Genomic DNA, 20,470 nt, shown 5'->3' with positions numbered 1-20,470 from the left:
CCCGACCACTCGCTCCGTCTTCGCCATGCGACGCATACGCCTACATGTCGACATACCGCTGACCGTCAGCGAAAGCCTCGCGCTTCCCGACGGCGCCGCCGAGCACGCCGTGCGCGTGCTGCGCATGCGCGACGGCGATGCCGTGACCCTGTTCAACGGCGACGGGCACGACTACGAAGGCGTGCTGGAAAACGTCGGCAAGCGCACCGCCGATGTGCGGGTACATGCAGCCCACCCGATCGCCAACGAGTCGCCGCTCCCGCTGACTCTTGCCCAGGCTATCGCGCGCGGCGAGAAGATGGATTGGGTCGTGCAAAAGGCGACCGAACTCGGCGTCACGAACATCATGCCGCTGCATACCGAACGCAGCGAGGTGCGCCTGGACGAGCGCCGGGCCGCGAAGCGCCTTTCGCATTGGCAGTCTGTCGCGGTCAGCGCCTGCGAACAGTCCGGCCGCGCACGGCTACCGCACATCGCACCCGCGCAATCGCTGACGCAATGGCTGGCATCGCTGTCCGATGTCGCCGCACTGCGGCTGGCGCTGCTGCCCGAACGCGGGCGGCGTGCTCGTGATCTGGAGCCCCCCGGCGCTGGAGCGATACTGGCCGTCGGCCCGGAAGGCGGCTGGGGCAAGCGTGACCTGGAGGCACTGCGCAGCGCTGGATTCCAGGCATTGCAACTGGGGCCGCGCGTTCTGCGCACGGAAACGGCCGGCCTGGTCGGCCTGACGGCCTTGCAGGCGCACTTCGGCGATCTGTAGGGCATCCGCGCGGCTGCGCCGGCGCGGATGGATCACTCGTCGGCTTCGAGCGCTTCGGCGATCGTGCGCTCAATCGACTCCAGATCGGGAATGAAGGCTTCGTCGTCGCGCACCATGACCTGGGTGCTGATGCCCTCGGGCAAGGTGTCCGGATCGCCCGTTGGCACAATGACGTCGTCACTGAGCGCGGTCAGACGGGGAAAGCCCTGTGTGACCATGGCGAAGAACGGCATACGCGGGTTTCCACCCAACGCCTTGATGATGGCCACGCGCGAGTTCAGCGCGCCCTCGGTCTCTGGCCAACCGACCAGACCCGGGAACGACACCAGCGGCACGCGCCAGCCGCGCCAGCTGACGCGTCCAAGCAGCCAGTCAGGTGTATTCTCCACCGCGTCCGGCGTGGACATGGTGATGACCTCGCTGACGCTGGCGTTGGGCAACAGAAGTCGGCCACCGCGGACGGTGATCAGAACGCCCCGGATTTCGCGTGGCAGCGCTTGATTCATGACAATTCCTCGAGCAGTCGTGCAGCCAGCCCGGCAGGCGTGCCGGTGTATTGCGCCAGCTGCTCTTCGCAAATGACCGAAACCATGGTGTTGTCGTTGCAATCGGCCGGGTCCAGTGCCCACACGTGGCCGCCGCAATCATTGATGGCCTGCGCGCCGGCCAGCGCGTCGATGGCGTCGCCGGCCAGAACCACCGCCCATGCATCGGCGCCCATTTCCTGGGCCACCAGGGTCATGCTGAGATCGATCGACGGGTTGGCCAGCGGTTGATCGGCGGTATCGAGCAACTGCAGGCGCCCATGCCGCTCCAACGCAGCTTGCTTGCCAGCCGGCACCAGCAGCAGTTCACCGTGACGCACCTTGCTGACACTGTCGGGCACGCGCACCTTCAGGAACGGACTGACGCCATCGAGTTCGCTCGCCAGCGCATGCAGATCGTCACCCGCCAGCTGATGCACGACGCCGATCAGCGCCGCCTCCGGCATGCGATTCAGCGCCGCGACGAATTCGCGCAGGCTTTCGCGCGCCTCCGGGCTGCTGCCTGCAGCGAGCACCACGGCGCGACGAAGGTCTCCACCCTGCGAATCCAGCATCATCTCGTGCCCGCTGGTTTCGGCCATCTTCGGCGCAATGGCCTGCTCGATCGGTTCCAGTTCGAGGCTGAAACGTGGCTCGAAGTCCGCTACTCCCTCGCTCGAATTCGACTCCGATTCCGGCGCCAGATAATCCGACGCCGACATTTTCTCGATACCGAACTCTGACGGATCGACCGTGTCCGTCTTGTCGGACGGCGACGCGGCGGAAGGCGTCGCGGATGTGTCCATGTCGAAGTCGACCAGATCCCAGTCCGGCGCCTTCGGCGGCTCGACCCGGGAGGCTTCGACCGACACGGTTTCCGATGAGGGATGATCGTCCAGATCGAGCAGCGTATAGGGGCTGCCCTTTTCCTGGACATGACGGTCCTCGACGACAATGTCCTTCGGCGCATCGCGCTCAGTCGGAGGCGTGGACGCGTCCTCACCCGCCACGGAACCCGCATCGTCTTCCGGCGCTGCGGAGACATCCCCCAGCTCGGCCGGATCGAACGAAGGTGCCGGCGCTTCCTCACTCGCCGCCATCGCCTCGTCGAATACACGCAACGCATCCTCGAGACCGTCGTCCACGCTGACATCGAAGTCCACGCCGCCGCTCATGTCCACGGTCTCGGTCACGCCGGACTCCGCGCCGGCATCCGGCGTCTCGACATCGTCCGCCGAAGTCCTCGCAGCGGGCTGGGCGTCGGGAATCGCCTGGATGGCCTCCAGATCCGCCTGGCTGACGTCCTCCTCGTCCAGTTGCAGGTGGATACCGGACTGTGGCGTGGCAACGCTGCCGGATTCGCCGTCGGGCTGACCCAGCAGATCGCCATCCTCGGCCAACAGGGCTTCGAGTTCGGCAGTCAATGCTTCGGAATCGGCTTCACTGGGCGCTTCCGACACGGCGGCCTCATCACGGACCTCGTCATCGGCCGGCGGCGCCTCGGGCATGGCTTCATCGGGCAACAGCATCTCGGTCGGATGCGCCTCGATCGTCCGTGCCTCGGCCGGACGCGGCGGATCGACGTCGTGCGCGTTCAGCAGCTTGGCGGCGAGATGACGCGCCCAGCGCGCCTGATCCCAGCCGGACAGCCCGCTGGAGGTCTCGGCCTCGTTGAACACGATGCGCTGGCGGTCCTCGTCGAAGATCTCGTACAGCGCATCCAAATGCTCTTCCACTGCAGCATCGAGATTGACCACGACGACTTCGGCACCCTTGCCGGCCAGATCCTCTCGCGTCGCCTTCGTCGCCGGCCCTTCGTGCACGATCCGCGCACCGGCATTCCTCAGCGCTTCACGCAGGTGTGCGCTGAGGTCGGCATCCTCGAACAGGAGGGCGACGCCCGGGCCGCTGGTCGCGGAGTTCGTATCGCTCATGCCGGTCTCACTCAGTGGATTCGCCGAGCAGTTCGCGAATGTTCGCGATCAGATCGGCTTCCTGGTAAGGCTTGCCCAGGTAGCGCTCGACGCCGATGTCCAGCGCACGCTGGCGATGCTTCTCGCCGGTGCGCGACGTGATCATGATGATCGGCACGCCCTGCAGGCGCGCATCGTTCTTCATGTACGTCGCCAACTCGTAACCGTCCATGCGCGGCATCTCGATATCGAGCAACATCACGTCCGGCACGCGCTCCTGCAGTTTTTCGACCGCATCCATGCCGTCCTTCGCCGTGGTGACCTCGTAGTCGTGGCGCTCCAGGATGCGTCCGCTGACCTTGCGCATGGTGATCGAGTCGTCGACCACCATGACCAGCGGATGCTCGCGCTGCTCGGACTGCGCCGTGGGCAGCTGCGCCTGGATCGTCTCCTCGTCCTGGTCCTCGGCGTGCTGCTTGAGCGCCACGCCGTGACGCACCAGCGGCGCCAGATCCAGAATCATCACGACCGAACCGTCACCCATGATGGTGGCACCGAAGATGCCCGGGACCGAGCTGATCTGCGGACCGACCGACTTCACCACGATTTCGCGCGAGCCGATCACGCTGTCGATGCGCACGGCGGCACGCAGGTCGCCGCTTCGCGCCAGCAGCAGCGGCGGCTGCATGTCGTCGCCGATGTGGCCGGCCGGCACATCCAGCAACTGCGCCAGATCGTGGATGCCGTAGTCCTCGCCCGCATAAGTGAAGGTCGGGTTCTCTTCGCTCAGACGGCGCTTCAGTTCCTCGCGGCTGATGCGCGCCACGCCCTGCACGGACGTCATCGGCAAGGCGAAGGTCAGTTCGCCGACCTTGACCATGATGGCCTGGGTCACCGCCAGCGTGAACGGCAGGCGGATGTTGAAGGTCGTGCCCGTGCCGCGCTCCGAGTCGATGGTCAGCGTACCGCCCATCTGCTTGATCTCGTTGGCGACCACGTCCATGCCCACGCCGCGGCCGGCCAGCTGGGTCACCGACTGCGCGGTGGAGAAGCCGCTTTCCAGGATGAACCCGAACAGGTCGCGATCGGACAGCTTGGCGTCCTCACGCAGCAGACCGCGCTCGATGGCCTTGCGGCGGATCGCATCGCGATCGATACCGGCTCCATCATCCTTCACGCGGATCAGCACCTCGGTGGAATCGCGGCTCACGTCGATGGCCACCGTGCCCTCGGCCGGCTTGCCGACCTTGGCGCGCTCGTCCGGCGACTCGATACCGTGCGCCAGCGCGTTGCGCATCATGTGCTCGAATGGCGCCTTCATGCGCTCGAGCAGGTTGCGATCCATTTCACCGTGGGCGCCGGACACGCGCAGCTGCGCGCGCTTGCCCACTTCGGTCGATGCCTGACGCAGCGTGCGACGCAGCGTCGGCACCATGGAATCGAACGGCACCATGCGCGTGCGCATGAGGCCTTCCTGCAGTTCCGAGCTTACCCGCGACTGCTGCAGCAGCAACGTCTCGGACTGGCGCGTGATGTCGTCGAGCATGGTCTGCAGCGAGACCAGATCGGCCACGGACTCGGCCAGCGCACGCGAGTACTGCTGCAGCTGCGAGAAACGATCCAGTTCCAGCGGATCGAAGCTGGCCTGACCGGCTTCCTCGTTCTCGCGCTGGTAGCGCGCGATGATCTGCGCTTCGGTCTCGATCTCCAGCTTGCGCAGCTGGTCGCGCAGACGCGCAACGGTCTGTTCGAACTCGACCAGGTTGTAGCGATAGCTGCTGACCTGCTGTTCCAGACGCGCACGGTAGATCGACACCTCGCCGGCGTAGTTGACCAGCGAGTCGAGCAAATCGGCGCGAACGCGGATCATCTCCTGCGGCGCGCGGGACAGCTCCTCTTCCTCGATCAGCGGCGGCGGCTTGGGCGCCGGTGCCGGCTTCTCGTCTCGGACCGGCGTCTCGGCCGGTTCGCTCGGGGTCGGCGCGGAAATTTCCTCGCTGGACGGCTTCGGAGCCTCGACCGACTCCTCGTCGCCGGTCGTGACCGTTTTTTCACCTCGGGCCAGGGCCTCGAAATAGGCAATGGCGCGACTCGGCATGCCCACGGCCTGGCCACCGGCAACACGCTGCACCAGTGCATGCAGACGATCGAACCCGCGCTCGAGCGATTCGATGGTGACGGCGTCCATGTCGGCGTGTCCGGCATCGACGGCTTCCAGCAGCGTCTCCATGGCATGACCCAGGCCGCCGATTTCCTCGAGGCTGGCCATGCGCGCACCGCCCTTCAGCGTATGCAGGTCACGCTTCAGGTCGACCACGTATTCGCGGGCCTGCGGCGCCTCACGCAACTTGGCCATGACGCTGTCGGAATGATCGAGGATGTCGCGTCCTTCCTCGATGAAGATTTCCAGCAGGTCGGCGTCGAGGTCCGGCTTGTCCAGCGTGCCCTCGGGCTGCGGATCGTCCGGGAAGGCATAGTCCTCGGGCAGAGAACCCAGAACGGAGGCGGTCGCTGCGGCGGGTTCCGGCGTGGCCGTTTCCGCACGATCGGACTCGGACGCCTCGACAGCCGGCGTCTCATCTTCGCTGTCCTGGAAGACCAGGTCCGTTTCGGATTCCGTTTCGGATTCCGTTTCGGACTCTGCTTCGAATGCCGCCTCTTCGGGTTCTCCTTCCGGCGGCGCATCCGCTGCCGACTCGGCAGAAGCCGCAGCGTCGTCCCCTACCTCGGCGGAAATGTCGTCGATGGCGAAAGATTCGGACTCGGCCTCCGGCTCGGACTGCGCGGCTTCGCTCGCGGTTTCCTCCGCTGCGGACTCGGCGACGTGGTCACCCGGCAACGAATCCAGCTCGTCCACGGATTCCAGCGTGATCGCGTCCGTCTCGTCGAACGACAGCACATGCTCGTCTGCGGACTCGTCCGACGCTTCTTCGGCGGACGTCGCATCCGCGTCTTCCGCCGCCTCGATCATGCCCGTGAAATCTTCCGCGGCGAGCGCGGATTCGATCTCGGCCTCGATGCCGCTCGTGTCGAAGACCTCCGCGGCCGATTCCTCGGTCCCGGCCGTCGTCGGTTCGCTGGCCACCTCCTCGGTGGTTTCGTCCGCAGTCTCGCCTGTGGCCCCGTCACGGGCCTCCTCCGACGTTTCGGGCGGAGCGACTTCCTCGGCGGCGCGCTCGGACGCATCGCTGGTCTCGGACAGAACTTCGTCTTCCAGATCGAGTCCGTAGACCACGTGCGCGAGGTTCGGCTCGGCCAGGGCATCGCGCAGTGCGCACAGACGCTCGACCAGGGCGTGCGTCTCCGGCAGATGCGGTTCGGATGCATCAAACTGCGCGGCAACCTGCTCGGTGACCTGCACGGCCTCGCGCATGGCATCGCAACCGTCGCGCGGCATCGGCGTTTCGCTGGCGCGCAAACGCTTCAGATAGCCTTCCAGCGGCGACAGCACCTCGGACAGCAGCGGCACCTCGACCATGGCGATGGCGCCATGCATGGTGTGCACGGCGCGCAGCAATGGTTCATCGACGACCAGCTCGCCCTCGCCTGCCGCTTCGAGCGCCGCACGCACCGTGTCCAGGTGCTGCGCGATCTCGCTTCGGAGAATCTCCAGCAACACCGGATCCATCGGCGGCAGCGCCGGCACGGCGATGACGTCTTCGTCCGGAGCCGCTTCGTCGGTGACGTCCTCGCTCGGCGCATCGACGAAGGCGGCGGTCGGAATGTCCTCGACCTCGGCCTCCACACGCGGCACGCGGCGCTTGACGATGCGCTTGACCCGCTCGCCCGACGGCTTCAATTCGGCCTCGACATCCAGCGACTCGCCGGCCGACAGACGGTCGGCGATGTCCATGATCTTTGACAACGGCGCGGTCGGCGCAGCCTCGCCACGCAAGGCCCCGAGCAATTGCGGCAGCGCGGTCACGGCGTGATCGACCAGCCCGACCACGGAGGCATTGGCCTGGATCGAGTTGTCGAGCACGCGGTTGAGCATGTTCTCGACCTTCCAGCTGAACTCGCCCAGCACACGCGCACCGACCAAACGTCCGGAACCCTTCAACGTATGGAAGGCGCGACGAATCGGCGTCAACTGATCCTGCGCATCGGGTTTCTGCTTCCAGTCGCCGAGACGCTGCTGCAGACCCTCGATCTCTTCCTCGACCTCTTCCAGGAAGACTTCTCGGATCTCGGCATCGATTTCATCGGCCGTGCCCTGGAAACCGGCCTCGGCTGCCAGAGGGTCGGGCGCGAAGCCGTCTTCCTCAATCTCTTCCTCGATCTCGACCCAATCCTGGCTCTCCGGCGTGCCGGTGGCTTCGGTGTCGGTCAGGTGCAGACCGGTGACGTCCACGCCCGGCGATTCTTCCTGAAGAGCTTCGCCGACCACGAGGTCATGCAGGTCTGCGCCCGGCGCGAGACTGACCGATTCGGTCAGCTCTTCACCCGGCTCGCTCTCGTCCTGCACGACGGCGCTTTCCGGCGCATCGGTTGCCGCAACCGGCGCTTCGACGATCTCCGCCTCGGGTTCGACGCTTTCTTCCGGCGCTCGCCGCGGCGGGACCGGCCAGTAACCCAGGTCGCGCAACGCCTGTTCGGCGACATCGAGGATGTGATCCAGGCCGCCCTGACGATCACGCGCGGCCTCGAGGTAATACTCCAGCGAAGCCAGCGCGTCGGCCAACTTGTCCATCTGTTCGGTGGTCGGTATGCGCTTCTCGATGACCAGTTCGTTGTCGATGAAGCGGCCCACGCCGTCCAGCAGCTCGCCCGGACGCGATTCGCCAAGCATGCGCATGGCGCCGGCAATCTCGCTGAGCGTGTCCGGCGTGCCCTCGAGGTGCTGGTGATCCCACGGCGACTCGATGAATGCGACGATGGCGTCCTTGACCTTGCCCAGGCTGCCCACGGATTCGCGCATCAGCGTCCCCAGGACCTGGCGCGCCTCGCTGCGCGGCAGCATGGTCCCGACGACATCCCCTTCGTCCGCCTCGTCCTCGCCCTGGGCGCCGTCCGCACCGAGGCTCTCGATGTGGTCGTCCAGCGACGCTTCGACGTAGAGCAGCGCGCCGGCCACATCCAGCAGCGTCTCCTCATCGGCAGGACGCGAACCGGACGCGATGTCCTGCACGATGCGGCGCTGTTCGCCGATGACACGCCGCGGAACGTTCAGCCCCAGCATGCCGAGGGTGTCGGCCACGCGATCGAGAAGATCGGCCTGCCCGGAGAACTGCGACGGATCGCCGCCGGGCTGGCGCAGAAACAGATCCAGCGCGTCCTTGACGCGCAACAGGTCTTCCTTGATGGCCTGCGAGACCGTGTCCAGCAGGACACGGTTGTGCCCGGTCATCGAGCTGCGGGCGTGTTCGACCTCTGCCGCATCCGGCAGCAGGTGGTTGAGACCGTAGGTCTGGCCGATCGCGGCCAGGCGTTGCGATCCCGGAGTGGCGCGCGCCACGTAATAGAGCAGCTGGCGCGCCAGTTCCACGGGATGTCCATCGGCCAGCGCCAGTTCACCTTCGTCGATGAGCACGCGGATGGCACGATCGACGCGGCCGATCAGCTGCTTGACCTCCGCCGTGTGTTCCTCGAGATGGCCTTCGATCATGCCGTCGAGCACGCCGGCAGTAATCCACCACAGACGACGACCGGCCACACTGTGGCACTTGCCGGCCAGCGCATCCATGGTGTCGCGCATCTGCGCCAGACTCTGCTTGCCGCCCTGGCCGCGGAACCAGGCCAGCAACGGCTGCTGGAACTGCTGACGCAACTCGGTCACAGCGCGTTTCTGCGCCTCCGGCGACATCGGCACCGGCACGCCCGGCGCCGAGGATGGCAACGGCGCATCCAAATTCGGCGTGAACAGGACGGACTCGTGCAGCGATTCCGCGCCACGACTGCTGCGCAGCTCGTTCAGCAGCGGCAGCAGCACGACGGACACGTCGCGGTGACTGCTCTGCAGGCGTTCCAGGTAATCCGGCAGCTGCACCAGACCGCTCATCAACGCCGCATAGGCGTCGTCACGGTTCTCGACCTTGTCTTCGAGCAGCGAACCAACCAGCTGCTCCATCTCCTGCACCACCATAGCCGCGCCGTACAGCTCGACCATGCGCAGCGTGCCCTGCACCTGATGCAGGACCTCGGCGCAGGTGCGCATCAGTCCGCTGTCTGGGTTCTCGACATAGGCCTCGAGCGACTCGCGCGCACGTTGCAGCGCTTCGTCAAGCTCGGACTTGACCCAGTTCAGCGTGGTGAAATCGATGTCGTCTTCTAGTCTCATGCGCTCTCGCGCCCCCTTTGGCGAGGCTCCAGACAGGTCACCGGACTGGGTCCTGCAACGTGTTTGAACATGCCTTCACCTCCGCAACGCTTGTTTCCGTGAACCGCCGGTACGTTCCCGGCGATTCGTTCGTATGTTGTGCGGGGGTTCGGCCTTGGTTCGAGCCCCTCCGTAATGCAGTTTCGGCGACGATCAGGCAGGCAGCTTGAAGTCGGCCACCGAGCGACGCAGGTCGTTGGCGAGCTGGGCCAGGTTGCCGATCGATTCGGCCGTCTGGCTCGCGCCCATCGAGGTCTGCGACGTGATCTCCTGAATCGAGTTCATGGTCGAGGTGATGTTGGTCGCCGCCGAGGACTGCTGGCGCGCCGCCACCGAGATGCCGTTAATCAGTTCGGCCAGATCGTTCGACACGCGTTCGATGTCACCCAGTGCGGTGCCGGCGTCCTCGGCCTTGCGGGCACCGGACACCACCTCCGCGGTGGTCTGCTCCATGGAGCTGACCGCCTCGTTGGTATCGGACTGAATCGTCTGCACCAGCGTTTCGATTCGCTTGGTCGCGTTGGCGGAACGTTCTGCGAGGCGCTGGACTTCATCGGCCACGACCGCGAAACCGCGGCCCGCCTCACCTGCCGAGGCCGCCTGAATGGCGGCGTTCAGAGCCAGAATGTTGGTCTGTTCGGCAATGTCGTTGATCAGTTCGACAATCGAGCCGATTTCCTGCGACGACTCACCCAGTCGCTTGATTCGCTTCGAGGTTTCCTGAATCTGGTCGCGGATCGAGTCCATGCCTTCGATGGTCTCGCGCACGACGGCGGCACCGCGCGATGCGATCTGCACCGACTTCTGGGCCACGTCGGCCGACTCGGCGGAGTTCTTCGACACCTGGTCGATGGACGTTGCCATGTCGGAAATGGCGGCCGAGGCGGACGTGATCTGCTGTGCCTGATGCTCGGCGGCCTCGGCCAGATGCATGGCGGTGGCCTGCGTCTCCTGGGCGGCAGCCGAGACCTGCACGGCAGTCTCGTTAATGGTGGTCACCAGTGATCGCAGTGCTTCCACGGCGAAGTTGACCGAGTCGGCGATGGCGCCGGTAATGTCCTCGGTCACGGTGGCCTTCACGGTCAGGTCGCCTTCTGCCAGCGAGCCCATCTCGTCCAGCAGACGCATGATGGCCTCCTGGTTACGCTGGTTCAGCTCGTTGGTGACCTGCAGACGGCGCTTCTGTTCGCGGCCCTGCGAGAACACCAACTGGATGGCGAACAGCACGGCGCCGGCGGCGGCGATCAGGCCCAGCCAGATGTTCGGGAACAGACGCGCAGTGGGCAGCTTGCCGATGGCGGTGGACACGTCGTTGGCGCGCAGCAGCACGGTCTGCGAGTCCAGCGAAGCCTGGTTGCCCGCTCCCTTCACGGCCTGCAGGTTGGTCGCCGCGGACACCAGCTTGTTTACCGGATCCTGCAGCGCCGTCCATTTCTTCTCGATGCCATCGAGGATCTTGCGCGCATTGGCATTGCTCATGGCGCGCACGCCGACGTCGCTATTGCCCTTGATCAGACCATCGAGCACGGCGCCGTACAGCTGCGCGTCACGCGACAGGCCATCGGCCGCGCCCTGCGCATTCTCGCCACCCTGCAGAATTTCCTGCACGCGGCGGATCATGCGGTCAGCCAGCACCAACTGGCGCGAGGCCGTGTAGGTCTGCGAAGAGCTGCCGCCCTGCTGCAGGATGTTGACGACCTGCTCCATGCTCGAGTTGAGCACCGGCATCTGCTGCGAGAAGGTCGAAGCCTTCTGCGCCGAATCCACGACCAGGCCGCGGTTCGACAGGATCTTGCTGATGTCGCCATCCAGCTGGCCCCAGGCATTGTTCAGGGACTTCACCTGACGGGTGGTGATGGCGTTCTCGCCGTAGGCCGGTAGGCCGTTCTGCGCATCGCCCTTCAGCAAGTGCTGCACGTCGACGTCGATGGCGTTGCGCGTGGACTGCAATTCCTTGAACGAGTCGATGTTGCCGCTGGCGGCCTCGAGTGCGTATTTCGCCGTCTGCTGCGAGAGCACCTGGATCTGGGTGGTCAGGGCCACCGCCTGGCGCTCTTCGCTGTTCTTGCGGTTCAACAGGTAGAAGTTGCCAGCCGCGATGATGATCATCAGTGCAAGCAGGATGATCACGCCGATGTTGCTGCGCTCCTTACCAGTACCCCCCGTTGTCGTACTCATAGCCTTACCTCACCCATCGACATGGAATTGCGCATCACAGCGCTGCCTGCAAAAAGTCCGGAGCCCGCGTCAGCCGGTTCATGCTGAACATGCCGATGCGTTGCTCGCCTACGGTTGCGTTGTCGCTCACGAAACGGGCGATACGCTCATCTTCTTCTACGTACGATTCATCGCGATGCTCGTCGCCAATGCTGCGCTGGCCGACGATCTCGTCCACCAGCAGCGCAACATTGCCGCCGTGCTGGCGCACCAGCAGCAAGCGGCTGCGATCAGTGACCTGAGTGCGCTGATCGAACAGGAAACGGGCCAGATCGATCACCGGCACCAGATTGCCGCGCACGTTGGCGATACCGAGCATCCACTCGCGCGTGCCGGGCACGTGCGTGAGCGGCTGCGCGACCAGCAGTTCGCTGATTTCGGCAATGCTGCTGGCGAACAGATGCTTGCCCACACGGAAGCAGATGCCGCGCCACTGGCCCGGATTCTCGATCTGCTCCGGCTCACCGGCCACGTGCGCCAAGCTGCGGCGCTCATAGTCGGCCAGCTGTTCGAAGGGCGTGAATGCAGCGTTGTTCATCGCCTCGCTCATTTATGCGGCCAGCAGCTTCTCGATCCGCGTCAGCAGCTCTTTCTCGCTGACCGGCTTCGTCAGAAAATCACGCGCACCCTGGCGTAGTCCCCAGACGCGATCGGTTTCCATCGACTTGGTGGTGATGATCAGAATCGGAATGTCCTTGGTCGCCGGGTCGCGATTGAGCATGCGCGTGGCCTGGAAACCGTTCATGCCCGGCATGATCACGTCCATGATCACCATGTCCGGCATGTCCTGCTTGACCTTGTCGATACCTTCCTCCGCGCTGTTGGCGCTGGAGACCTGGTACCCGGCCTTTTCCAGCTGCATCGTGAACACGCGCACGTCGGTCGGGGAATCGTCGATGATGAGTATGTTTGCCATGAAAGCCCCTGCTGCTCTCTATGCCGTTCTCACGCCGCCATGGCGTGACGACGAATGGCTTCGAGCAATTCGTCGCGTGTAAAAGGTTTGGTCAGATACTGCTCGGCGCCGACGATACGGCCGCGTGCCTTGTCGAACAGGCCGTCCTTCGAGCTCAGCATGATGACCGGCGTGCCGCGGAACTGCCGATTGTTCTTGATCAATGCGCAGGTCTGGTAGCCATCCAGTCGCGGCATCATGATGTCGACGAAGATGATCTGCGGTTTCAGATCGGAGATCTTCGACAGCGCTTCGAAACCGTCCACCGCGGTCTGCACGTCGCAGCCCTCTTTCTTCAACAAGGTTTCCGCGGTGCGGCGAATGGTCTTGGAATCGTCGATGACCATAACGCGCAGCCCTGCCAGACTGCCTTTTTCGACAGAGTCGTTCACTTACCGCCCCCCTGCGGCCCGATCGAGGGCTCGGGAATGTTCGTAGTCATGATTGTCAGCTGAAATCCTGATTCGGCATTCCGCGCGCGAGCTGATCCGCGTTCCCCACACGGCGCCATACGTACGAAGCAGCCAGATCTTAGGCTGTTTAACGCTTGTTTACGAAAATTGTCAAGTTGAAGCTGCAAGCGTTTGTTGCCCAAAGCCTTACGTGCATCCACCCCTTTTCAGGCTTCAGTCACCCCCGATCACGTTACCAGACTTTCACGACTTCGGGCACGCTCTTGCGTGCGCGAAGCCAACAAAACCTCTTTGCAGGATCGGGGCCAGCCCGACGCGGGCATGCGACACTGGATCGGACTTGCCTGCTGTCGCCACGGACCGGCAAGCTACCCGCCCCAACGAATATCCCCCGCAGGAATCGCCATGTCACTCGCCGTCGCCGTTCTCATGGATCCGATCCAGTCCATCAAGGTTGCCAAGGATTCGACGCTGGCGATGCTGCTCGAGGCGCAACGTCGCGGACACACTCTGCTCTACATGGAACAGGGCGATCTGGCCGTGCGCGACGGCAAGGCCTGGGCGCGCATGGCGCCGCTGCAAGTGCGCGACGACCCGAAGGACTGGTGCACGCTGGGCAACGCCGACTGGCGTCCACTGCGCGATGTCGACATCGTGCTGGAACGCAAGGATCCGCCTGTCGACGCGCAATTCATCTACGACAGCATGGTCCTGGAACTGGCCGAGCGCGAGGGCGTCCGCGTGGTCAACCGCCCGCAATCGCTGCGCGACTGCAACGAGAAGCTCTATGCCCTGCAGTTCCCGCAGTGTTGCGCGCCGACGCGGGTGGCACGCGACCCCGATACGCTGCGCGAGTTCGTCTCGGAGCACGACCAGGTGGTACTCAAGCCGCTCGACGGCATGGGCGGCCGCGGCATCTTCCGCAGCCATCGCGGCGACCCCAACCTGAACTCGATCCTGGAGACCCTGACCGAGGACGGCACCCGCCTGGCCATCGCCCAGCGCTACATTCCGGAGATCACCGCCGGCGACAAGCGCATTCTGGTAATCGACGGCGAGCCCGTGCCCTATGCGCTGGCGCGCATTCCGCAGGGCGACGAATTCCGCGGCAACCTCGCCGCTGGCGGCCGCGGCGAAGGCGTACCGCTGAGCGATCGCGATCGCTGGATCGTGGAACAGGTCGCACCGGACCTGCGCCGTCGCGGCCTGACTTTCGTCGGTCTCGACGTCATCGGCGACTACCTGACCGAGATCAACGTCACATCTCCCACCTGCATCCGCGAACTCGACGCGCAGTTCGGGCTTACCATTGCAGGCCTGATGTTCGACGCCATCGAGAAAACCCTTACGTGAGTTCCCAAGCGCGCGGGCCCGGCAGCGCCGACATGCTCGGCGCCACGCTCCTGTTCTCCCTGTTGCTGCACGGTCTGGTCGTGCTCGGCATCAGTTTCGCCTACCCCAAACCCAAGGCGCGACTGCCGGCGCTGGACGTCACCTTGCTCAACACCGCCAACCAGAAAGCCCCGGACAAGGCCGACTTCCTGGCCCAGGCCAACAACCAGGGCGGCGGCGAGAGCGACCAGGCGCACCGCCCCTCGCAACCGTTCTCGACGCCGCTGCCCAAGCCCGACCCGGGCATCGCGCCACGCCCGATCAAGCCCTCCGCGCCCGCACCCAGCGAGGCCAGCCAGACGCACCGGATCACCACCACCGGCAACTCGCCGCAGCACGTAGCCAGCAGCACCGACCGGCATGCGCACCCGCAGACCGATCTGCAACGCGATCGCGTGGCCATCCAGCGCCGCCTGGAGATGGCGCGCCTGGCGGCGCAGATCCGGGCCGAACGCTCGAAACTGGCCAAACGGCCGAAGATCAAATACATCAACTCCAGCACGCGCCAGTACGCCTATGCCGCGTACATGCAGGCATGGGCCTCGCGCGTCGAACGCGTCGGCACCCTGAATTTCCCCGATGCCGCCCGCACCGGGCGCTACAGCGGCAGCCTGATCCTGACTGTGGTGCTACGACGCGACGGCTCGATCAAGCGCATTGCGGTCATCGAAAGCTCCGGCCGCAAGGTGCTCGACGATGCCGCCATGCGCATTGTGCGTATGGCCGCGCCGTTCCCGCCGATTCCACGTACCGGCGAGCATTACGACGAGCTCAACATCACCCGCACCTACCAGTTCCTGCACGGCGGCACGCTGCAGACCCACTGACACGGACGACGAAAATTGAACGCGTCTTATCGACGCGCTTTATGTTCGTGCCCGCTACAATGCAGCCATGGAAAGCCCACACACCCTCGCCGGCCAGTTCCTGATCGCCATGCCGGCCTTGACCGACCCGCATTTCACGCGCGGGGTGGCCATGGTCTGCCAGCACGGCGAGGACGGCGCCATCGGCCTGATGATCAACCGTCTGTCCGAATTCAGCCTCGGCGACGTGCTGGCACAGATGCAGTTGGAATGCGACGAACCGCGCGTGGCCGAGATGCCGGTTCTGCTCGGCGGACCGGTCCAGCCCGAGCGCGGCTTCGTGCTGCATACCGACGAAGGACACTGGGAATCCAGCTACCGCATCAACGACGCCTGGTCGGTGACCACCTCGCGCGACATCCTGGTCGCCATGGCCGCCGGTGAAGGCCCGTCCCGCGCCGTGGTCGCACTCGGCTACGCCGGCTGGGATCCCGGCCAGCTCGAGAACGAACTGATGGAGAACGCCTGGCTGACCGTCGAGGCCGATGCGCGCATCGTCTTCGACGCGCCGCTGGAGGAACGTTGGATCGACGCCGCCGGTCTGGTCGGCGTCGATCCAACGCAGCTCACCGGTTACGCCGGCCACGCATGAGCTGCGTGCTGGGCTTCGATGTCGGCACGCGCATGATCGGCGTCGCGGTCGGCAATCTCCTCACCCTCACCGCACGCCCGCTGGACGTGATCGACGTCCGCAAGGGCGATCCCGACTGGACCAAGCTCGACCGCCTGGTCCGTGAATGGCAGCCCGACCACCTGATCGTCGGCCTTCCGCTCACGCTGGACGGCGGCGAACAGCCGATGACCCGTACCGCACGCGATTTCGGCAACCGCCTGCGCAAGCGCTACGGCCTGACGCCACACATGTGCGACGAGCGCAACAGCTCGCAAGAGGCGGCACGACGCTTCGCCGATGCTCGCGCTGCCGGCCACAGGCGCCGTCGCGACGGCCAGCGTATCGACGCCGACGCCGCCGCGGTCATCCTCGAACACTGGCTGCACGGAGCCTACGAGAACTGAGCGCGCTCTCGACGCTGCAAGTCGCGCTGCACACGCCTACAATGTGCCGACCTCGCCCGCCCGGATGCCCATGAGCACGCGTCTTCACCACCTGATCTCGCTGGCCCACCTCGACCGCGCCTGCCTCACCCGCCTGCTCGACCGCGCCGACCGGATGCGCGACGCCAGCCTGCACGGCACGCGCAAGCTGGACCTGCTGCATGGCCGCACCGTGCTGAATCTCTTCTTCGAGCCGTCCACGCGCACACGCACCTCGTTCGAGCTCGCCGCACGCCGGCTGGGCGCCGACGTGGTCAACTTCGACATCGCCCGCTCGTCGACCAACAAGGGCGAGACCCTGCTCGACACCCTGCACACGCTGGAGGCGATGCATCTGGACGCGATCATCGTCCGCCACCGCGAGACCGGCACGCCGGAATTCATGGTGCGTCACGCCATGAGCGGCGTGTCCGTGGTGAACGCGGGCGACGGCAACCACGCGCATCCGACCCAGGGCCTGCTCGACGCACTGACCATCCGCCAGCATCGCCCGGACTTCAGCCAACTCACCGTCACCATCTGCGGCGACATCCGCCACTCGCGCGTGGCGCGCTCGGACATCCACGCACTGACCACTCTGGGTGTGCGCGAACTGCGTTTGTGCGGCCCGGAATCACTGCTCCCGGATGCCCACGAAGTTCCGCAGGGACACTTCACCGAGGATTTCGACGCCGCCGTCGAAGGCGCCGACGTGGTCATCATGCTGCGTCTGCAGAAGGAGCGCATGGCGGCCACGCTGCTGCCGGATGAAGCCGCCTATTTCGAACGCTACGGCCTCGACAGCGCTCGCCTCGGACGCGCCGCGCCGGGCTGCCTGGTCATGCATCCCGGCCCGATCAACCGCGGCATTGAGATCGCACCCGAGGTGGCCGACGGCGCCCAATCGCGCATCCTCGAACAAGTCGGCAACGGCGTCTTCGTGCGCATGGCCGTCCTGGCCGAGGTGCTCGGACGCTGATCCACCGGGCCTTGGCTAGGCCGAATGGCCCATTACGGCTGTCACTGTTTGTCCCATGACCCGCATGCATAATGCGGGCAGGGACCATTCGATCCATGGGGGTAACACATGAAAGGGAAACGCTTCGCGATCGGCGGCGCACTGCTTGTCGCCACGCTCGCCGCATGCAGTCACAAGCCATCCGACACGCCACTCTCGTACGTGCCGAACGACACGCCGTATCTGCTCGCCAACATCCAGCCCATGGATGCCGACATGCGGGCGGCCATATACAAGCAGGCCGATCAGCAACTGCCGATGCAGGTCGCACAGATGCACCAGACTGCGGCCAAGCTGAAAGAGAAGGACCCGAAAGTCGCCGCGCTGCTCGACGTATTCGCGGATGAATTCGACGGCCGCACCATGGAACAGAGCATTCGCCACATGGGCCTTGATCCGGATGGCCGCTCCGCGTTCTACGGCCTGGGCCTGAGCCCGGTCATGCGCGTCCAGCTCAGCGATCCGGCGGCGTTCCAGGCATTCGTCGGTCGCATCGAGAAAGCGCTGGGCACCTCGTTGTCGAAAGCCACGTTGGACAACGTCACCTATCAGTACGCCGACTTCGGCAAGAACGCGAAACTGCGGTTCCTGACCGCCGAGCGCAACAAGCAGGCGGTGCTCGCCCTGCTCCCGGCCAACGCCGATGAAGCCATGATGCGCCTGGCGCTGGGCCTCAAGCACCCCGCCCGGAGCATCGAGGACAGCGGCAAGCTGAAGAAGCTTATCGACGCTGAGGGCTATCAGCCGTACGCCGCGAGCTACGTCGATTTCCGTCAGCTCCCGGCCCTGATCGCAGGCGAGAAGGACCCGATGCTCAAGGCGCTTCTGGCCAGCTCACCGGACGCGGCCACCAAGCTTCCGGCCAGCTGCAAGGCCGATTTCGACCGCATGGCGGCGCGCATGCCGATGATCAGCTTCGGCCTGACCAAGCTGAAACCGGAACACATCGGCTACCGCGTCAACGTCGCGCTGGCGCCGGACATTGCCAAGACGTTCGCAAGCATCGACGTCGGCCTTCCCGGTCTGAGCGGCAACGCGCCGGCACCGCTCGACCTGGCCATCGCCCTGCCCGTCAAGGAATTCCGCGCCTTCTGGATGGCACAGGCCGATGCGGTATCCGCCAAACCATTCACCTGCCCGGCCCTGACCAAGCTCAATGACGGCTTCGCCAAACTGCGCATGGCCGTGCAGAAGACGGCCGTGCCGCCGGTCAACGATCTGCGCGGTCTGCGCGTGATGATCGACCGTTTCGACATGCCGACCTCGGACAGCGACAGCAAGATGCCGAAGATCGCCGGACGCCTGCTGATCGCCTCGGACAACCCGGAAGGCATGCTGGCCATGGCACAGATGGCCGCACCGCCGTTGAGTCAGATGAAGCTGGAGAAGGACGGCAAGCCCGTCGCGCTGCCCGCCGACCTGACCCAGAAGGCTGGCGGCGAACCCGCCTGGGTCGCCATGACCGACCATCTGCTCGCAATCGCCGTCGGCACGGGTGAAGACCAGCATCTGACCCGCGACATGAAGGCCTCCGGCAAAGCTGCCGGCGCACTCGCTGCGTTCCGCTTGAACGGCGACATGTATCGCAAGTGGGTCAACGCGATGACCGACAAGGTCATTGGGCCGATGCAGCACGCGGCCGCCCAGAACAAGGATCCGAACGCGGCCAAGCAGGCCCAGGAGATGGCCCAGCGCATGCAGCAGCTGAAGGAGCAGGCCGAGCACATCGACAACATCGCCGAGAAGTTCCATGCGGACGACAAGGGCATCACCGTCGATGTGGACGTGCAACGCCACTGAATCTCGCTGCACGTTCGACATGAAAAAGGGCGCCTAGGCGCCCTTTTTCATGTTCCGCGGCGGCTGGCCGCGCGTCCGCGACGCCACTCAGAAACGATGCACGCGGTCTTCTTCGGACTCGACCAACTCCACGCCGTCCATGCCCTGACTGAGGCTGTTGGCGTCGCCGCCCTGCGACAGCTTGATCTTCAGACGCACCTCGTTGGCGCTGTCGGCGTGACGCAGCGCGTCCTCGTAGCTGATCTCGCCGGCGTGATACAGCTCCACCAGGGCCTGATCGAAGGTCTTCATGCCCAGGTTGTTCGACTCCTTCATCACGTCCTTGAGCTTGTGCACATCGCCCTGACGGATGAAATCCTGCACCAGCGGCGTGCCAAGCAGGACTTCCATCGCCACCCGACGCGCCTTGCCATCCGGCGTCGGGATCAGCTGCTGCGCAACGATGCCCTTGAGGTTCAGCGACAGATCCATGAACAGCTGCTGGCGACGATCCTCGGGGAAGAAGTGGATGATGCGGTCGATGGCCTGGTTGGCGTTGTTGGCATGCAGGGTGCACAGGCACAGGTGGCCGGTCTCGGCGAAGTTGATCGCGTGTTCCATCGTCTCGCGGGTACGCACCTCGCCGATCAGGATCACGTCCGGCGCCTGGCGCAGCGTGTTCTTCAGCGCGTTGCCCCAGGATTCGGTGTCGATACCGACCTCGCGCTGCGTGATGATGCAGCCCTCGTGCTTGTGCACGTATTCGATCGGATCCTCGATGGTGATGATGTGCCCGGTCGAATTCTGGTTGCGATGGCCGACCATCGCCGCCAGCGAGGTCGACTTACCGGTACCGGTCGCGCCGACGAAGATGATGATGCCGCGCTTGGTCATCGCCAGCTGCTTGATGATCGGCGGCAAACCCAGCTCGTCGGTGGTCGGAATCTTGCTCTCGATGCGGCGCAGCACCATGCCCACGCAGTTGCGCTGGTAGAAGCACGACACACGGAAACGGCCCACGCCCTGCGCGGAGATCGCGAACTGGCACTCGTGGGTCTTCTCGAACTCCTCGCGCTGGTTGGGCGTCATGATGTTGAGCACCATGTCGCGCGACTGCTGCGCGGTGAGCGGCTGCTGGGTCACCGGCACGATCCGTCCGTTGACCTTGATGGAGGGCGATACGCCGGCGGTGATGAAAAGGTCCGAGGCCTTCTTGTGCACCATCAGCTTGAGGAAGGAGGAAAAGTCGATTTCGGCCATGATGAAGGCTCCCGCGAGAACC

The 20,470-nt window shown here is 65.1% G+C and carries 15 protein-coding genes; 7 read left to right on the top strand and 8 right to left on the bottom strand.

Features of this window, described 5'->3' with window-relative positions:
- The first annotated feature begins 25 nt into the window (after positions 1–25).
- Positions 26–760, top strand: a complete 735-nt coding sequence (locus tag BTJ49_RS06430; protein ID WP_113064511.1) for a 16S rRNA (uracil(1498)-N(3))-methyltransferase — start codon at positions 26–28, stop codon at positions 758–760.
- Positions 761–792: 32 nt separating this feature from the next.
- On the opposite strand, the gene BTJ49_RS06425 is transcribed toward BTJ49_RS06430, so the two are convergent.
- From BTJ49_RS06425 to pilG, 7 genes are all read right to left on the bottom strand, one after another.
- A complete protein-coding gene (locus BTJ49_RS06425) occupies positions 793–1,266 on the bottom strand; it encodes a chemotaxis protein CheW (RefSeq protein WP_113064510.1) in 474 nt (157 codons plus the stop codon).
- Positions 1,263–3,218, bottom strand: a complete 1,956-nt coding sequence (locus BTJ49_RS06420; RefSeq protein WP_113064509.1) for a chemotaxis protein CheB — start codon at positions 3,216–3,218, stop codon at positions 1,263–1,265. The genes BTJ49_RS06425 and BTJ49_RS06420 overlap by 4 nt, the downstream gene beginning before the upstream one ends.
- Positions 3,219–3,225: 7 nt before the next feature.
- Entirely contained in the window at positions 3,226–9,474 is a 6,249-nt protein-coding gene (locus BTJ49_RS06415; RefSeq protein WP_113064508.1) for an Hpt domain-containing protein, read from the bottom strand.
- Between the two features lie 192 nt (positions 9,475–9,666).
- The gene (locus BTJ49_RS06410; protein WP_113064507.1) at positions 9,667–11,691 is read right to left on the bottom strand and encodes a methyl-accepting chemotaxis protein; all 2,025 of its coding nucleotides are present in this window, start codon (positions 11,689–11,691) and stop codon (positions 9,667–9,669) included.
- Positions 11,692–11,725: 34 nt separating this feature from the next.
- Entirely contained in the window at positions 11,726–12,268 is a 543-nt protein-coding gene (locus tag BTJ49_RS06405) for a chemotaxis protein CheW (RefSeq protein WP_240151581.1), read from the bottom strand.
- Positions 12,269–12,280: 12 nt separating this feature from the next.
- Complete coding sequence (locus BTJ49_RS06400) at positions 12,281–12,646, bottom strand: response regulator (RefSeq protein WP_113064505.1); 366 nt, start codon at positions 12,644–12,646, stop codon at positions 12,281–12,283.
- A gap of 29 nt (positions 12,647–12,675) precedes the next feature.
- Positions 12,676–13,077 (bottom strand): twitching motility response regulator PilG, encoded by a 402-nt coding sequence (gene pilG / locus BTJ49_RS06395; RefSeq protein WP_304598390.1) that lies wholly within the window; start codon positions 13,075–13,077, stop codon positions 12,676–12,678.
- A 426-nt stretch (positions 13,078–13,503) separates the two neighbouring features.
- On the opposite strand from pilG, the gene gshB reads away from it, so the two are divergent.
- The 6 genes from gshB (at position 13,504) to BTJ49_RS06365 (ending at position 19,209) form a co-directional block, all read left to right on the top strand.
- Positions 13,504–14,451, top strand: a complete 948-nt coding sequence (gene gshB, locus BTJ49_RS06390) for a glutathione synthase (RefSeq protein WP_113064503.1) — start codon at positions 13,504–13,506, stop codon at positions 14,449–14,451.
- Entirely contained in the window at positions 14,448–15,317 is an 870-nt protein-coding gene (locus tag BTJ49_RS06385; protein ID WP_240601750.1) for a TonB family protein, read from the top strand. Before gshB ends, BTJ49_RS06385 begins: the two co-directional genes overlap by 4 nt.
- 67 nt (positions 15,318–15,384) lie before the next feature.
- Positions 15,385–15,948 carry a YqgE/AlgH family protein gene (locus BTJ49_RS06380; RefSeq protein WP_113064502.1) on the top strand — a complete coding sequence of 188 codons (564 nt, stop codon included), beginning with the start codon at positions 15,385–15,387 and terminating at the stop codon, positions 15,946–15,948.
- Positions 15,945–16,373, top strand: a complete 429-nt coding sequence (ruvX, locus tag BTJ49_RS06375; protein ID WP_113064501.1) for a Holliday junction resolvase RuvX — start codon at positions 15,945–15,947, stop codon at positions 16,371–16,373. The genes BTJ49_RS06380 and ruvX overlap by 4 nt, the downstream gene beginning before the upstream one ends.
- 70 nt (positions 16,374–16,443) lie before the next feature.
- Positions 16,444–17,370, top strand: coding sequence for an aspartate carbamoyltransferase catalytic subunit (locus BTJ49_RS06370; protein ID WP_113064500.1), 927 nt, complete (start codon positions 16,444–16,446; stop codon positions 17,368–17,370).
- Between the two features lie 108 nt (positions 17,371–17,478).
- The gene (locus tag BTJ49_RS06365; protein WP_113064499.1) at positions 17,479–19,209 is read left to right on the top strand and encodes a hypothetical protein; all 1,731 of its coding nucleotides are present in this window, start codon (positions 17,479–17,481) and stop codon (positions 19,207–19,209) included.
- A gap of 87 nt (positions 19,210–19,296) precedes the next feature.
- Here BTJ49_RS06365 and BTJ49_RS06360 read toward each other — a convergent pair whose 3' ends face one another.
- On the bottom strand, positions 19,297–20,448 hold the full coding sequence (locus BTJ49_RS06360; RefSeq protein WP_113064498.1) for a PilT/PilU family type 4a pilus ATPase: 1,152 nt from the start codon (positions 20,446–20,448) through the stop codon (positions 19,297–19,299).
- Positions 20,449–20,470: the final 22 nt, after the last annotated feature.

The organism is Oleiagrimonas sp. MCCC 1A03011 (genome assembly GCF_003267965.1).
Taxonomy (GTDB): domain Bacteria; phylum Pseudomonadota; class Gammaproteobacteria; order Xanthomonadales; family Rhodanobacteraceae; genus Oleiagrimonas; species Oleiagrimonas citrea.
Note: the sequence above shows the minus strand (reverse complement) of the source record. Positions and strands in the feature narration are given on the sequence as shown.